Here is a 15409-nt window from a genome sequence, read left to right as displayed (position 1 = left end):
CAAAGGTTGAATATGTAGTAGCGCATGGAATTTCCACTACGATCGAAGACCATAAGGCCGTGATCGGAAGCTATCACTTTGTATTTGAAGATGAGAAATGTCTGATCCCGGAGGATGGCAAGGAGAAATTCGACAATATTCCGGAAGAGTATTCCCACCTGTATCTTGCCATTGACGGACGCCTTGCGGCCGTGATCTGTATTGAAGATCCCCTTCGTGAGGAGGCGAAAGCTTCTGTAGAAGCACTGCGCGGGGCAGGGATTTCCAAGATCGTTATGATGACAGGGGACAGTGAGCGTACAGCAGCAGCCATTGCCAGACGTGTGGGAGTGGACGAATATTATTCCGAGGTACTTCCGGAGGATAAGGCCAACTTCATCGAAAAAGAAAAGGCAGCCGGAAGAAAGGTTATCATGGTAGGTGACGGAATCAATGATTCTCCGGCACTTTCCGCAGCCAATGTCGGTATCGCCATCAGTGATGGTGCTGAAATTGCCCGGGAGATCGCAGATATTACTGTAGGTGCAGATGATCTTCAGGAGCTTGTTGTTCTGAAAGAGATCAGCAATGCACTGATGAAGCGTATCAGACGCAATTACCGTTTTATTATTATCTTTAACGCAGGTCTTATCGCCTGTGGCGTTGCAGGTATCCTGCAGCCGACTTCATCCGCACTTCTGCATAATACCTCCACACTGGCGATCAGCCTGAAGAGTATGCAGAATCTGCTTCCATAGAAAATTTTTAACCGAATCAAGTAAGTCCCCTGCAGGATTGCGAATATCTGCTTGACAATAAATATAAAAAACCGGCCAGGTTATCGAAGAGATAAGAGCTTCGTACCTGGCCGCTTTTTTAGGCTACTCAGACGTGGATCGCAGGTATCAGCCTGAAGGTGTATGAAGTAAGTTTTATTCCTGAGGAAAGGGTTCGCTTTCCAACGTCAGTCCGTCAGTCATATGATAGCGTTTCTTTTGGGTATCCGAACGGAGAGGCCGGGTATGAAGGCTTCGGTACCTGGAGGGGCTCATATGATAAAATTTTTCGAAGGTATGTGCAAAATGCTGCCGGCTGTTGTATCCGGAAGAAAAGGCAATATCCGTAATGTGCAGAGTACTGTTGCACAGAAGAAAGGCGGCCTGTTCCATACGCTTGCGGTTGATATAGGTATTGATGGTGCAGCCGTTTTTTTCTGTAAAGAGCGCCTGCAGGTAGGATTTGTTGATCCCTGCATATGCGGAGATGGCAGGAATATCAATGTCTTCCAGATAATGCTCGTCAATATAGCGGAGCGCTTTTTTCAGATAGACGATTCCCTGGGTGCTCCGGCTGGAGCGGGCGCAGAATGCAAGCTCTGTAAGCATGCGGCTGAAAAGAAGAAAGAAGAGAAATTCTTCCTTTTGTATCTGACCGGAATTTTGTTGTAAAAAGGTGAGCAGATCCTTCAGGCTGTATCCGAAGCTGCGGGAATCCGTGCCGGAGCAAAAGCCCTGGGAGGCTTCCATAAAATTCCAGAACCGGGAAAATCCGGGATCCTTTTTCAGGAGAAGCTCCAGAGCAACCGGACTTTTTTCGGGAGTAAGGGAAAATTCCAGATTCAGGATCGAGCAGGGAAAACCATCCGGAATTTCCAGCCTGTGAGGTACATCCGGCCGGATAAAGATAAATTGCCCGGATTTCAGTGGGAATTCCGTGTCCTGTGTGCCATCCAGGCAGAAAACCCGGCAGGAACCGGAGGTGATATACATGATCTCATAGCTGGAATGTGTGTGATGCTCCATATGATAATAAGGCAGGGAGAGAGCATAAAAAGCAGAAATATGGAAATATCGGGAAGAGTCCTGGAAAATATCTGGCATGAAAAAACCTCCTGAGTATGCTGCGAAGCGGAATGTAAATATTTCAGCTGTAAATTGCGAGTCGGACAGATGCAGATATTCGATTAAATCGCCCTACATGTCTGATTGACTGTACTCTTTACTGTCAGAAAACAGTATATCACGCAAAAATAAATACGACAATATATTGCATTTTTACATTCAGGGGATGATACCTGTCACCTTATAAAAAAACAGATATTATACTGTGATCAGAATCAGAAAAACGGAGGGTATTTTCTATGAGCTATAAAAATGAAAACATGAAAATGATCGAATTACATGAGAATGGCCTGGATATCCAGTTTCGTATCCGGGAAAACGGCGTGGTAGAGCTGGCAGATTTTTCTTCACAGGAAGTAAAAAAAGCAGTCATGGAGCCGAAGGAGGATATCTGTTATCCGGCTGTTGAGATCCACAGAAGCGGCACAGGAAGCTTAAACATGCATGCCTACAAAAACAACATCAATCAGTCCTCTGTGGATTTTGTTTATGAGAACCATGAGCTGAAGGCACAGGCCGGCGGAAAAGAGCTGGAGATCGTAATGATTTCCCCGGAAAAGCTGAAGGCAGTATATCATATGCGCCTGTTTGACGGAGTGCCGGCAGTACAGACCTGGACAGAGATCATCAACGAGGGAAGCGAGGATCAGGGGCTGACCTATGTTTCTTCTTTTATGTATCAGGGAATTTCCAGAGGCGGCGAGAAGCCTTATTATAAAAAAACAGATATCTATGTGCCGTTTAACAGCTGGTGCTGTGAGGCACAGTGGCAGAAATACGATGCAGAAACGCTGAATTTAAACGGAATGGTCGTAGATGGCTTCAATCATCAGGGATATGGCCTGAACCGTTATTGTTACAGTGGAAAGGGCACCTGGTCTACCTGTGAGTATCTTCCCATGGGAATTGCCGAGGACAGAGAAACAGGGGAGACGTATATTTTCCAGATTGAAAGCTCCGGACAGTGGCTGGCAGAATATGGCTCTGCACAGGGCGGAAATCTGTATCTTGCCTTAAGCGGCGCCACAGAGCAGGAGCATGGCTGGTATAAGAATCTGAAACCGGGAGAAAGCTTTACAACCGTTCCGGCAGGGGTAGCGGTTGTAAAAGGTGGCCTGAATCCGGCAGCAGCGGCACTGACCAGATATCGGAGAAAAGTACGCAGACCGAATACGGACGATGAGAAGCTGAACGTGGTATTTAATGATTACATGAATTGCCTGATGGGAGACCCTACAACGGAGCGGGAGCTTTCCATCATTGACAAGGCAGCAGAGCTCGGATGCGAATATTACTGCCTGGATGCAGGCTGGTATGACGACGGATTCTGGTGGGACCGTGTCGGGGAATGGAAAGAAGCATCCGGAAGATTCCCCAATGGTTTGAAAGAAGTCTGCGATCATGCACACAGTAAAGGCCTGAAAATGGGACTCTGGCTGGAAATCGAGGTTATGGGAGTTGCTTGCGAGCTGGCAAACAAGCTTCCGGATGACTGGTTTGTCTGCCGTCATGGAAAACGCCACATTGACAATAAACGCTATATGCTGGATTTCCGCAATCCGGAGGTACGGAAATATTGCCGTGATGTAGTAGACAGGCTGATCAATGATTACGGTGTAGAGTACTTTAAAGTGGACTATAACGTAACTATGGGATATGGAAGTGATCTGAATAGTGACAGCTGTGCAGATGCCATCCGTGAGCATTATGAATGTCTTCACCAGTGGTATGAGGAAATCTTCCGGGATCATCCGGAGCTTGTTGTGGAGAACTGCGGTTCCGGCGGACAGCGTATGGATTATGGTATGCTGAAGATCTTAAGCCTGCAGTCTACCAGTGATCAGACAGATTATCTCTACAATGCCAATATCGCTGCCAATGTAGCCAGTGCGGTAACTCCGGAGCAGGGTGGTATGTGGGTATATCCGTATGAGGATGAAGAAGAGCATGTGATCTACAATGTAGTAAATGGTATGCTTCTCCGCCCATATATCAGCGGTATGGTATGGAAGCTGGGCGAAAATTCCATGAACCGTATGAAGGAGGGAATCTCCCTGTATAAGGAGATCCGTGAGGAAGTCCGTGACGGCGTGCCGTTCTTCCCGCTTGGTTTTGGAACTCTGAAATCTGAAGTTCTTGCTTACGGAGTGAAAGCAGAGAAGAATACCTATCTTTCGGTATGGACACCGGGAACAACAGAAGCAGTGATCCCGCTGGAAAATGCAGAGCAGGTCCGCAGAGTATCCGTGATCTATCCGAAGGAAGAGATGTGCGGATATAAGATCGAAAATGGAAATCTTGTAGTGAAGATGCCACAGGAAAAAGCGGCCAGACTGTTTAAGATCGAGATGAAATAGAAAATCAGGAAAGACCGTAAGTTTGACGAAGAGGCGTGGGCAAAAATAAAAGAGCGCCGGCATTTTTACCAGAAAGCTCATCAGTCTGGATGAAGTTGCAAAGATCCCAGCTGTGTACCTGAATTATAAGAAATACAGATGGGTGAAGGATCTGACAGTGAAAAGCGAATAGAAACAGAAAACAGCAGAGCTGTATGTCCCGGGATTACAGGGAATATACAATTCTGCTGTTTTATTTTATGAGATTATCTGTTTTCCGCAAGATATTCTTCTGTAAGAGCAACCGCATCTGTGATACACTGCGGGCAGCTGCAGAGAACCTTGCCTGTCTCTACACCTTTTAATTCACGGCAGATACAGGAACCGTTTTTTTCTTTGAATTTCTGGATATAGGTGCGGAGCTTTTTGTAAGTGTCACCTTTGGAGCCGGAACCTTCTTCGGTATTTCCGCGGCTGTTGGAAAGTCCGATGATCATAGCCATACCGGAAAGAGCACCGCACATTTCCATAACACCCATTCCAAGGCCGAAGCCCTCGGCAATACGGAACATCTCGTTTTCATCGATGCCAAATTCCTGGCAGAAAGAACAGGCAACTGCCTGTGCACAGTTACAGCCATTCTCGTGTAATTTTGTAGCGTGTTCAGCTTTTGTACTCATGATTTCTTATCCTCCTGATTTCAGATCGCAAGCATATTTTTGATCGCTTCCATATAGATCAGTACTGCTTCTTCCATGCCGGAGACCAGGATAAATTCATCGGCTCCGTGGATACGGTAGTCAATTCCCTCTTTTTCAGGTCCGAAGGCTATGATGTTTTTGAGGGATTTTGCGTAAGTGCCGCCTCCGATGACCATTGGTTTGTGTTCGGTATCGCCGGTCACATCTGTGTAAGCTTTGTAAAGAGCATTTACCAGCGGAGATTCTCTTGGGAAGAATAACGGAGCAACAACCTTTGTGATCTCAATACGACCGTTTTTATCTTCCAGTCTGTCCTGGCACATTTTGCGGATATCGGTCTCATTAAGAGTTACCGGAACACGGATATCGATGGTACAGGAAATGACACCGTTTTCTGTTTTTACGATTCCGTTGCATAACGTCAGATCGCCGTATTCATCTGCAAATTTCAGACCAATGCCGGAGCCGTCACATGCAGTGCCGATATGGGAGTTATAGAATTCCACAAAGTCATCTTCAAAGCCTGCTTTTGCCAGACATTCAAAGGTTACTCCTGCAGCATTGACACCGAGATGGGGAGTGCTGGCATGAGCCGGAATACCTTTGGCGTAGATGGTGAGCTCACCATTTTCTTCGGTTACCTTATATTCCTGGAGCTTCGTCTGGGAAAGTGCGGATTCCAGCTTTTCCTTCAGACCGTCCTCATCGGGAACAATGGTTGTACAGGTGTCACACATTGCATTGGATACAAAACCGCCGTTCATGGAGATGATCCGGGTGTTTTTGGAGCAGGCGATCATGGCAAGCTGACCTTTTTCACCGTGGATACACGGGAAGCTGGCATCCGGTGTGAAACCGCAGGAAAGCTCTTCTGCTACCTGATTGTAGTGATCCATACATTTGGAACCTGTTTCCTCGTTGCAGCCCATGATCAGGCGGACTCTTTTGTTCAGCTTCACGCCGTGGTCGCGGAGAAGCTTCATGGCATAGAGCGCTTCCAGGATAGGGCCTTTGTCATCAGTGGTCCCGCGGCCGTATACATGATCGTCTTCACGGGTAAGGCGGAACGGATCGTAGGTCCAGTCTCCGCCTACAGGAACGATATCCAGATGACCGGCGATGCCGACGATCTCATCGCCCTCACCCATTTCGGCATAACCGCAGTAGTTATCCAGGTTTACGGTTTTAAAGCCAAGTTCTTCGGCAATCTTCAGTCCCTCTTCCAGGGCTTTTGCAGGACCCTCACCAAATGGTTTTCCCTCGGAAGGGGTACCGAGCTGGGAGTCAATGGCAACTAGTCTGCCAAGATTTGTGAGCATTTCTTCTGATAATGCGTGGATTTCCTCTTTAATATCCATATGATTTCCTCCTGTTTACAGCGTTCCGGAAAGTGACAGGATGGAACGCTGATGTTATGAGCTCTATTATAGCATAGATTGTAATGAATGGCAGAGTGGATTTTTACCTGTTGAAGACGTACCGATCCATTCGGCGGAAGGCTTCTTCTATGCGGGAACGGGGTGAGGCCAGATTCATTCTCAGGTGACAGGGACCGAAAAACATCCTGCCGTCCTGGACGGCAACGCCGACATCCCAGCAGGCTTTTTCCACATCTTCGATTGTTTTGCCATGGGCAGTACACCAGTCGGTGCAGTCGGCAAAGAGCATGTAGGTGCCTTCCGGTCTGGAAACGTTGACACCCTTAAAGTGCCGGTCAATGTAATCACAGGCAAAGCTTACATTTCCGCTTAGTACTTCGCATAGTTCATCGGTCCATTCATAGCCTTCAGGCTGATAAGCGCCAAGCAGAGCGTGCATGGACAGAACATTCATCATATTATAATGGCTCAGACTGGACTCCTTCAAAATACGATCCCGCCACCAGCTGTTGTATACAATGTGATAGCTGCCAACAAGTCCTGCCAGATTAAAGGTTTTGGATGGAGCGTAGAAGGCCGCTGTACGCTGGCGGGCATCTTCACTGACGGACTGGCTGGGGATATGCTTATGGCCATTCAGGATGAGGTCAGACCAGATCTCGTCTGAGATGACATAGACATCATATTTTCGGTACAGCTCCATGGCTTTTTCCAGCTCCCGGCGTTCCCACACGCGTCCGCAGGGATTGTGTGGATTGCAGAGAATGGCAGCGTGGATTTTCTTTTCACGGAGTTGTTTTTCCATGTCTGCATAATCCATTCTCCATATGCCGTTTTCATCCTTTATCAGAGGAGAGTGTACGGCCTCGTAGCCGTTGTTTTTCAGGCTTGAGGTGAAGCCTATGTATGTCGGGCTGTGGACCAGGACGTTATCACCGCGGGAGCAGATGCAGTTCAGTGCACTGATAACTCCGCCCAGAACGCCATTTTCGTAGCCAATGTGCCTGGGCTTCAGACCGGTGACACCGTGGCGTGTTTCCTGCCAGCGGATGATGGCTTTATAATATTCCGGCGGGGCTTCGAAGTAACCGAAGGCCGGGTGACTGGCCCGTTCGATGATCGCCTGCTGTATGGTAGGTACAGTAGGAAAGTTCATGTCTGCTACCCACATTGGGATGGCATCGAAGCCCTCCTTCGGCGGGGCAGGAGAGAAACCATCGCCCTTCAGGCCGTCTACTGCGATGGAATCTCTGCCATGTCGGTCAATGATGGAAGTGAAGTCGTATTTCATATGAATGCTCCGTTACTGAAAACTTATAAAAAGTTATAAACTTCTATGTTTCATTCCTACTTCAACGAGTATGTTTTTGATGATATAAATATCTATCTACTCACAAGTTCTTGTACTCTCCATAGGCGTAAATTCCGGATTAACATACCCGTACATATTTGCACTAACGTTTTAGTGTTAGCTTGCAACTCTTTCTCCATAAGCCTTGAGATTTATAGATGCCTGAAAATCTCTATCAATGACATTTCCACAATCACATTTATAAATTCTGTCAGATAATTTCAAGTCTTTTTTAATGTTTCCACAGCAACTGCAAAGCTTTGATGATGGATAAAACCGATCAGCCACAATAAGCTGGATCCCTTTATCCCTGCACTTGTGTTCAAGCTGCTTTCTAAACTCAAAAAACCCCTGATTCTGAACTGCTTTTGATAAATGTCTATTTTTCATCATTCCACTAACATTCAAATCTTCAATACAAATAAATCTTGGTTTTCGACTTACAATTTCAGATGTAGTCTGATTCAAATAGTTCTTACGGATATTTGTTAATCTGTGATTTCGTTTTAATAAAAGTTTTTCCTTTTTGATTACATTATTTGTTTTGCAGTAACTTTCTCCTTTCTTATTTTTCTCGTAAGAGCGAGAGATACTACGCTGTAATCTGCGTTTCTGTTTTTCTAGTTTCTTTACTTTCTGACTTTTATTGATGTTCTTATACTTAGCTCCATCAGAGCAAATAGCCAGATCTTTGATTCCTAGATCTATACCAATCCCATCATCATTAAGTTTTTCTATGCAATCAGGAAATTCCACACATACGCTGATCCACCAGTTCAACCCATCAAAAGATATTCTCGGATTCATGTATTTAGCATCTGTAGGAATACGACCATGCTCTGCAAGTCTTACCCAATTTAGTTTTTGTTTATTTCTTTTCCTGCTCGAAGAAAATCCTTCAAACTTAACATGAGTATTGCTGAATTGTATCTTAATATTATCCTGATAGAACTTCAGCATTGATCTCTTTTTTGACTTGAATCTTGGGAATTTCTGCAAACCTTTGAAAAAGTTCTTATAAGCAGTGCAGGCATCTTTGATTGCCTGTTTGGTTACATTATTTGAAATACTCAATAACCATGCGTATTCATCAGAATGTCTAAGCTTTGTAAATTCTTTTCTGAGTTCTGCATCTGAAATGAATTTTCCGCCTTTTTCATAGTTTTCTATTTCCCTTGCCAAAGCCCATTTATAAGCAAATCTTGAAGCACCTGCGTACTGAAACATCTTAGTTTTCTGTATATTATTTGGTATTAACATTACTTTTATGGCTTTTACCATCTACTTTCTCCTGTATCAATTCCCGGATAAGTTTCTTGGCTTTATTCGCTCGTTTTCCTTGTAATTTGCAACTGAATACTGTGATCATCTGAACCAGATCTTCAACAAGTTCCTGCTGTTCGGATTTTTCAGTATTATCAATAATCTCAATCTCACAATTATAAAGCGAAGCGATATATTCTATCAATTCAAAACCAAATCGCAATAGCCGATCTTTATATAAAACAACAACCTTTTCAACCTGATTTTGAGATATTCGCCTGATCAATTCCTGGAGTCCTTTTTTTCTTATAATTAATTCCGGAACCGATATCACTTATTATCTCAAATGGCTGTCCTTTTGCCAGAAGATATGTCTTAACATTATCAATCTGTCGTTCCAGATCATCTTTCTGTTTATGGCTGGAAACGCGACAATATCCAATTGTAATGCGATTTTTAGGCTTTACATTTATTACCTGGTTGAGTTGCTCGTCAGAATAATATCTATAGCCGTTTACTGTAGTATGATGCGGATGAAGTTTTCCATTGGCATCCCAATTTCGTAATGTCTGGGCGGATACGCATATAATTTTTGAAAATTCATGTATAGAATAATATTTACTCAAAGCATCAACTCCTTTCAATAATATTCCACTCTAATATCTTATAAAACTCAACATGTACTTATATGATCTTATAATTTTATAATTTATATTTAACTGTTAATAACCTCCTGAAAAATTCTATTTGCTTCACCTTATCATATTTTGGGGGTGGCGTACATATATTAATGTAAATTATGAGACGATTTGATTTTGCGTAATTGAGTGGATGGGTTGAATAGTGCGAATAATCTATAAAAGAAGTGGCGGAAATACCAGCAATGATATTTCCGCCGTTTTACAACTCCGAATATCCTATCCAGAGCTACTTTGTGATCATAGTATATGTTATAAAATCAAATTTTATGAAATGTAAAAAGGAACTCGTCCAGAGCCCCTTTCCTTTGAATAAGTAATAATATCTTTCTCACTCCGGAAAAAGACTTCTTTGTACTTATATAATACTGGTTCAATTACTCCTTGTCAATATTTATTTTTATCTTTGTAATGTGTTCTGTCAAAGAAATATCATCTGACAATTCAAGAATTTTCCTTAGTTCAGCAAGTTCGTCCTGTGCCTTATTACGTTCTTCTTTTATTTTTGAAATATATTGCAATTTATCATCCATTGAGGTGGTAAATTTCGTTGCAATCACGCACCCTATGGGTTAAAAGAGATGCAGGAGCCGCGACGCCTGCATCTCTTTCATCTATAAATGTGATCTATTGCGAATGAATAGGTTTTTTATTTTGCAATAAACATAAGCAGGATCAATACTTTGCTAATAATTTTTTCCAGGGTTTATAGCCTTTCATATAAGCAAAGTCTTCTTCATTTTGGAAGCCTGCAATCAGTTCTTTTTTCATTTCTTCAGCATATGGATTTTCTACATCTTGGAATTTTATATGTTTATATAATCTTGATTTCTGAAAATCACAGATTGTATCGACATTCTCCAGCAGTTGTTTTATTACCTTAAAAGTATCTTCGACATTTTGTTCTGCCACCACAACATTAAACATGGTTGCACATTCATTGTATTTTCCCATCTCAAAAATACCTGCTAATGCATACATTTTCTCGGCCAGGAATCTTGCGGATTTATGATCTTTATTGTCAAGAGCTTTTGTGATCATCATGCCAAAGGCAAGATTCAAAGTAGTATACTCTGAAAGAATTATATTTTCCAGTTTTTCATATGCTTCTTCTGTTTTTTCCTGTTCCATGTATAATTGCCCAAGTCTTAGTTTTTTCATGGGATCATAGTCGGAAAAATAGTTCAGATATTTTTCTGCCATTTCATAATTCCCTTTTCGCAAGTAGAATCCGAACAGAGAATCTGCCGCATGGTGCTGGATTTTTTCGTCCTTGTCATTTAGTGCCATTTCGTACCAGGAATTAATCTGTTCGTCGTACTTATCGGGATGCTCACACTGACCTATGATTCTTCGCGAGTCAAGCATCACCGCCACCTGCCAGATAAGCATGTTGCAGTTAGGGTAATCTTTTATGATATTTACTGCCCATTGATAGGTCTTTTCGTAACCTTCTGCTGAAAACATTTTGTCCATTTCCTGAATAAGTTCTGTAATTTCAACGTCTGTCAGATTTTCATGAAAAGACAACAGGGTATCAAGGGAAATATGTAGCAGTCTTGCAATTGGTGCTAACAGTTCAATATCTGGATTGGAGTTCCCGTTCTCCCATTTATTCACCGCTGGAGTAGTTACTCCTAAGCGGTTTGCCATTTCCTCCTGGGTGAAACCAGACTCTTTTCTATATTTTTTTATCACATTTCCAATATTCATCCTAATTCTCTCCTGATTGAAATTTCAAAAGCTTTTGTGATTAAATCATAGCAGGATTGGAAATTGAACACAATTGAATTGTTGTTAAATAAAATTCATATTTTTTAACTGATGGGAAAGTTGATCGTGATCAGCAGTTGGTTTTTGGGCATATCCTAACAAAAGGAATCATGGAGACTGTGTTTTGCGATACTTTGTATGTCCCCCTGGTCACCAATTAATTAATTATGCATACTCTAACAGAAGAAGTCTGTAAAGGAGTATCTGCATGAAAAATAAAAAATGGATTGCACTGGCGGCAGCAGTTGTGCTGGCGGTGACGGCGCTGCCGATGGGAGTATTTGCTGCGAAGAAAGACAGCACGGAAGAGAAGCTTACAAAGGTTACACTGAATGAAGTCGCACATTCAATCTTTTACGCACCGCAGTATGTGGCGATTGAGGAGGGATATTTTGCGGAGAAAGGTCTGGATCTGACACTGGTGACGGGATTCGGAGCAGATAAAACGATGACTGCTGTGATTTCCGGTGAGGCAGATATTGGATTTATGGGCGCAGAGGCATCTGTTTATGCTTATCAGGAAGGCGCCACGGATCCTGTCGTAAATTTTGCACAGTTAACCCAGCGTGCGGGGAATTTTCTAGTGGCAAGAGAAGAGATGCCTGATTTCAAATGGGAGGATCTGAAAGGAGAGAAGGTTCTTGGCGGTCGTAAGGGCGGAATGCCGGAAATGGTATTTGAATATATACTGAAGAAAAACGGCATTGATCCGCAAAAGGATCTGACCATCGACCAGAGCATTGATTTCGGTTCCACAGCAGCAGCTTTTACCAGTGATGATTCCGCGGCATATACAGTAGAATTTGAACCATCTGCGACCATTCTGGAAAAAGAAGGAGCGGGCTATGTAGTGGCATCGCTCGGAGAGGCATCCGGATATGTACCATATACATCCTACAGTACAAAAGCAAGCTACATGAAAGAAAACCCTGAGATCATCCAGAAATTTACCGATGCACTTCAGAAGGGAATGGACTATGTGCAGAATCATACGCCGGAGGAAATCGCAGAAGTGATCGCACCGCAGTTCAAGGAAACAGATCTTGAAACCATCACTGCCATTGTAAAACGTTATTATGACCAGGACACCTGGAAAGAAAATCTTATCTTCGAAAAAGACAGCTTTGAGCTTCTGCAGGATATCCTGGAAGATGCAGGTGAGCTGACGGATCGTACAGCGTATGAAAATCTGGTGCAGACAGAGTATGCACAGAAAGCATGTAAAAATTAAAAAATAGTTTAGAAAGTTTAAAAAACATGGGAAAAACCTGCGGCTTTTATAAAAACCGCAGGTTTTTGTATGTAATAAAGAGGGAATAAGAAAAAAAGAAAAGTTGATTTCGGTGCATATGCGTTTCTTATACCGGCAGCAGTGATCTACCTTTCTGTAATTGTGGTACCGGTATTTTACTCACTGTTTATCCAATGCGTCGTAAAACCCCTTGTTTCAGCTATGGGGATATAAGACGCGTCCATCGAATTTATGCAAGTAATTGAAGATGGACAAAATAGTAATTGTATTAACTAATAAACCATAGTATAATATAAATATGAACACAACATATAAATCAAACAACAATGTCGTCTATTCCTGTAAATATCATGTAGTATGGTGTCCAAAGTATAGACGAAAAGTATTAATTAATGGTGTGGACGTCCGGCTGAAGGAGCTGCTCACAGAGTATGCTGCAAATCTTTCTGTAGACATTCTGGAAATGGAGATCATGCCAGACCATGTTCATATGCTTTTGGAAGTAGATCCTCAGTTTGGCATCCACAAAGCTGTAAAGTCATTTAAAGGCTATACGTCCAGAATTTTAAGACAGGAATTTCCCTATCTTAAAACGAAAATGCCGACTCTCTGGACAAACAGCTATTTTGTATCGACGGTGGGCGGTGCTCCGCTGGAAACAGTAAAACAGTATATTGAAAACCAGAAAACATCGCAGAGACAAAAGGATAAGATGGGATAATGCAAAAAGGAATTAAATTTAGGATCTACCCGAACAGAGAACAGAAAAACTTCATCCATCAGACCCTGGGATGTTGCCGGTTCATCTACAACCGGGGACTTGCCATGCGTAAGGAAGGCTATGAAAATGGGGAAAAGATCGGCTATTCCCAGACTTCCGCCATGCTGACTGAACTGAAAAAGCAAGAGGAGTTTGCCTTTCTGAAAGATTCCCATAACCGCGAGAAGCAGCGGATCAGGGTGGCAAGAGTGTATGAGAAAGTAACCAATCAGCGGAATGATTTCCTGCAGAAACAGTCAACGATGCTGGTGCGTGAAAACCAAACCATCTGTATTGAAGATCTGAATGTTAAGGGGATGATCCGGAATCATAAACTGTCAAAATCGATAGCGAGTGTTTCCTGGGCAAAATTTTTTGAAATGCTGGAATATAAAGCTGGCTGGTATGGAAATGAAATTCACAGAGTACCAACGATGTATCCGAGCAGTCAGACCTGCAGCTGTTGTGGCTACAGAAATCCACGGATAAAAAATCTGGGCATTCGTATCTGGGAGTGTCCCAAATGCCATGCGGTTCATGACCGGGATACGAATGCAAGTATCAATATTCTGAAAAAAGGACTGCAGATGCAGTCTGCATAAAGATAAAAACTGTACCGTAGGGCATACGGGAACAGTATAAATATAGCTTGTGGACACTGTGTAAGACATTGCAGTACCGTAAGGTGTTTGCCAATGCAGTAGTGGGAGAAGCAAGAATCCCCCTGCTTTAGCTGTGGGGAGTGTCAAACAGGTCTGCGCTATGAGGGTGGACGAATGGTGGATATGTACCGTACTCTGGACAGTATCCCGGTTCTTGCAAAAGCAGGCGGTATTCTGGTGATGACCGATGAGATCCGTGGAACAGAGGCGGAAAAGAATCCGGAAAGCCTGAATATCCGGGTATTCCCGGGTGCTGACGGAAGCTTCAGATTGTATGAGGATGACAACGAAACCTGTGCTTACGAAAATGGTGCCTGTGTATTTACGGAAATGGATTATAAGGAAAAGGATCAGGGAGTGTTTACCATTCATCCCGCACAGGGAAAAACAGAGCTGATCCCGGCAAAGAGAGCTTATACCGTGGAGTTCTGTAATTTTGCGAAAACAGGAACAGATACTGTGAAGGTTCTGGTTAACGGAGCAGAGACTGAGGCTGCTGTAAAATATGAGGAGAAGCTTCAGAAGATCTGTGTGGAAGTGGAAGCAGACACAGTGGCAGAGGTGCAGATTATTCTTGCAGGAGAGGTAGCGGATAATCGTATAGAGAAACGTATCTTTGATTTCCTGAACCAGGCAGAGATCGGTTTTGTACTGAAGGACAGATTATATCAGCTGATCACAGCCGGAAAGAATCTGCCGGTTCTTTTATCTGAGCTTCAGTCCATGGAGCTGGACAAGGATCTTTATGGAGCACTGATGGAGATCCTGACTGCGTAAAACATGAATAAAATCGCGTTTCCAAACCATACTATCATTATTATCAAAAGAAAGGATGATCATAATGATATTAAAGGAAAAAGAACGCACAGTGATCCAGGATCTTCAGACACAGGAAAAAAGCTGCATTGAAAAATACGGAAAATACGCACAGCAGGCCAGGGATCCGGAGCTTAAAAGCTTATTTCAGACTCTTCAGAAAAAAGAGCAGGAGCATTACGATTCCCTGAGCCAGGTGCTTTCCGGTACAGTTCCACAGGTAAACTGTAATGACAGTGACGGCCGTGATTACCAGCCCAAGGCTGCTTACACATCGGTGATGTCCTCAGAGGATAAGGAACAAGATGCTTTTCTTGCAACAGACTGTATCGGAACAGAAAAGCTGATTTCCGGAGAATACAACTCGGATGTTTTTGCTTTTGAAGACAGTGGTGTGCGGAAGCTTCTGGCTGATATCCAGGTGGAAGAGCAGAATCATGCGGAGATGCTTTACAAATATAAGACTGTGAACGGAATGTTCTGATATATAAAAAAGAGGGAGGATTTCAGTAATGGAATTCTTCCTTTTTTTGTTATA

The 15409-nt window shown here is 43.2% G+C and carries 13 protein-coding genes and 1 pseudogene; 7 read left to right on the top strand and 7 right to left on the bottom strand.

The window, feature by feature from the left end:
- The coding region (locus ABCM67_RS15395) for an HAD-IC family P-type ATPase (RefSeq protein ID WP_342993002.1) at window positions 1–737 on the top strand (737 nt) is incomplete at its 5' end.
- Window positions 738–911: 174 nt separating this feature from the next.
- On the opposite strand, the gene ABCM67_RS15390 is transcribed toward ABCM67_RS15395, so the two are convergent.
- Entirely contained in the window at window positions 912–1859 is a 948-nt protein-coding gene (locus ABCM67_RS15390) for an AraC family transcriptional regulator (protein WP_147602839.1), read from the bottom strand.
- A gap of 260 nt (window positions 1860–2119) precedes the next feature.
- Between ABCM67_RS15390 and ABCM67_RS15385 the strand changes: the two genes are divergently transcribed.
- Window positions 2120–4237, top strand: a complete 2118-nt coding sequence (locus ABCM67_RS15385) for a glycoside hydrolase family 36 protein (RefSeq protein ID WP_342993001.1) — start codon at window positions 2120–2122, stop codon at window positions 4235–4237.
- A 245-nt stretch (window positions 4238–4482) separates the two neighbouring features.
- Here the strand turns inward: ABCM67_RS15385 and ABCM67_RS15380 are convergent, their stop codons facing one another.
- From ABCM67_RS15380 to ABCM67_RS15355, 6 genes and pseudogenes are all read right to left on the bottom strand, one after another.
- Window positions 4483–4896, bottom strand: a complete 414-nt coding sequence (locus ABCM67_RS15380) for a C-GCAxxG-C-C family protein (RefSeq protein WP_022426236.1) — start codon at window positions 4894–4896, stop codon at window positions 4483–4485.
- A 20-nt stretch (window positions 4897–4916) separates the two neighbouring features.
- Window positions 4917–6275 carry a M20 family metallopeptidase gene (locus tag ABCM67_RS15375; RefSeq protein WP_195274398.1) on the bottom strand — a complete coding sequence of 453 codons (1359 nt, stop codon included), beginning with the start codon at window positions 6273–6275 and terminating at the stop codon, window positions 4917–4919.
- A 103-nt stretch (window positions 6276–6378) separates the two neighbouring features.
- The gene (locus ABCM67_RS15370) at window positions 6379–7587 is read right to left on the bottom strand and encodes an aminotransferase class I/II-fold pyridoxal phosphate-dependent enzyme (RefSeq protein WP_173761048.1); all 1209 of its coding nucleotides are present in this window, start codon (window positions 7585–7587) and stop codon (window positions 6379–6381) included.
- Window positions 7588–7764: 177 nt separating this feature from the next.
- A complete protein-coding gene (locus ABCM67_RS15365; RefSeq protein WP_342992997.1) occupies window positions 7765–8928 on the bottom strand; it encodes a transposase in 1164 nt (387 codons plus the stop codon).
- Window positions 8891–9536 (bottom strand): annotated as a pseudogene (locus ABCM67_RS15360) (IS607 family transposase). Before ABCM67_RS15360 ends, ABCM67_RS15365 begins: the two are co-directional and overlap by 38 nt.
- A 747-nt stretch (window positions 9537–10283) precedes the next feature.
- Window positions 10284–11321 (bottom strand): helix-turn-helix transcriptional regulator, encoded by a 1038-nt coding sequence (locus ABCM67_RS15355; protein ID WP_059086116.1) that lies wholly within the window; start codon window positions 11319–11321, stop codon window positions 10284–10286.
- A gap of 268 nt (window positions 11322–11589) precedes the next feature.
- On the opposite strand from ABCM67_RS15355, the gene ABCM67_RS15350 reads away from it, so the two are divergent.
- The 5 genes from ABCM67_RS15350 to ABCM67_RS15330 all read left to right on the top strand — a co-directional run bounded on the left by ABCM67_RS15350 (window position 11590) and on the right by ABCM67_RS15330 (window position 15355).
- Window positions 11590–12612 carry an ABC transporter substrate-binding protein gene (locus tag ABCM67_RS15350; RefSeq protein ID WP_195657342.1) on the top strand — a complete coding sequence of 341 codons (1023 nt, stop codon included), beginning with the start codon at window positions 11590–11592 and terminating at the stop codon, window positions 12610–12612.
- Window positions 12613–12931: 319 nt separating this feature from the next.
- Complete coding sequence (gene tnpA, locus ABCM67_RS15345) at window positions 12932–13354, top strand: IS200/IS605 family transposase (protein WP_059086115.1); 423 nt, start codon at window positions 12932–12934, stop codon at window positions 13352–13354.
- On the top strand, window positions 13354–13995 hold the full coding sequence (locus ABCM67_RS15340; protein ID WP_342992994.1) for an RNA-guided endonuclease TnpB family protein: 642 nt from the start codon (window positions 13354–13356) through the stop codon (window positions 13993–13995). The genes tnpA and ABCM67_RS15340 overlap by 1 nt, the downstream gene beginning before the upstream one ends.
- A gap of 174 nt (window positions 13996–14169) precedes the next feature.
- Window positions 14170–14832 (top strand): DUF5110 domain-containing protein, encoded by a 663-nt coding sequence (locus ABCM67_RS15335; protein WP_342992993.1) that lies wholly within the window; start codon window positions 14170–14172, stop codon window positions 14830–14832.
- A 64-nt stretch (window positions 14833–14896) separates the two neighbouring features.
- On the top strand, window positions 14897–15355 hold the full coding sequence (locus ABCM67_RS15330) for a ferritin-like domain-containing protein (protein ID WP_342992992.1): 459 nt from the start codon (window positions 14897–14899) through the stop codon (window positions 15353–15355).
- The last annotated feature ends 54 nt before the right edge of the window (window positions 15356–15409 follow it).

The sequence above is a fragment of the Blautia sp. 2227st1_G12_2227SCRN_220401 genome (assembly GCF_039062885.1).
GTDB classification, from domain to species: domain Bacteria; phylum Bacillota; class Clostridia; order Lachnospirales; family Lachnospiraceae; genus Blautia_A; species Blautia_A fusiformis.
Note: the sequence above shows the minus strand (reverse complement) of the source record. Positions and strands in the feature narration are given on the sequence as shown.

Bases quoted from the DNA above. Each gene is read 5' to 3' on its own strand.
- ABCM67_RS15390 (WP_147602839.1), bottom strand. From the start codon at position 1,859: ATGCCAGATATTTTCCAGGACTCTTCCCGATATTTCCATATTTCTGCT.
- ABCM67_RS15350 (WP_195657342.1), top strand. From the start codon at position 11,590: ATGAAAAATAAAAAATGGATTGCACTGGCGGCAGCAGTTGTGCTGGCG.
- ABCM67_RS15365 (WP_342992997.1), bottom strand. From the start codon at position 8,928: ATGGTAAAAGCCATAAAAGTAATGTTAATACCAAATAATATACAGAAA.
- ABCM67_RS15340 (WP_342992994.1), top strand. From the start codon at position 13,354: ATGCAAAAAGGAATTAAATTTAGGATCTACCCGAACAGAGAACAGAAA.
- ABCM67_RS15330 (WP_342992992.1), top strand. From the start codon at position 14,897: ATGATATTAAAGGAAAAAGAACGCACAGTGATCCAGGATCTTCAGACA.
- tnpA (WP_059086115.1), top strand. From the start codon at position 12,932: ATGAACACAACATATAAATCAAACAACAATGTCGTCTATTCCTGTAAA.
- ABCM67_RS15375 (WP_195274398.1), bottom strand. From the start codon at position 6,275: ATGGATATTAAAGAGGAAATCCACGCATTATCAGAAGAAATGCTCACA.
- ABCM67_RS15370 (WP_173761048.1), bottom strand. From the start codon at position 7,587: ATGAAATACGACTTCACTTCCATCATTGACCGACATGGCAGAGATTCC.
- ABCM67_RS15355 (WP_059086116.1), bottom strand. From the start codon at position 11,321: ATGAATATTGGAAATGTGATAAAAAAATATAGAAAAGAGTCTGGTTTC.
- ABCM67_RS15335 (WP_342992993.1), top strand. From the start codon at position 14,170: ATGGTGGATATGTACCGTACTCTGGACAGTATCCCGGTTCTTGCAAAA.
- ABCM67_RS15380 (WP_022426236.1), bottom strand. From the start codon at position 4,896: ATGAGTACAAAAGCTGAACACGCTACAAAATTACACGAGAATGGCTGT.
- ABCM67_RS15385 (WP_342993001.1), top strand. From the start codon at position 2,120: ATGAGCTATAAAAATGAAAACATGAAAATGATCGAATTACATGAGAAT.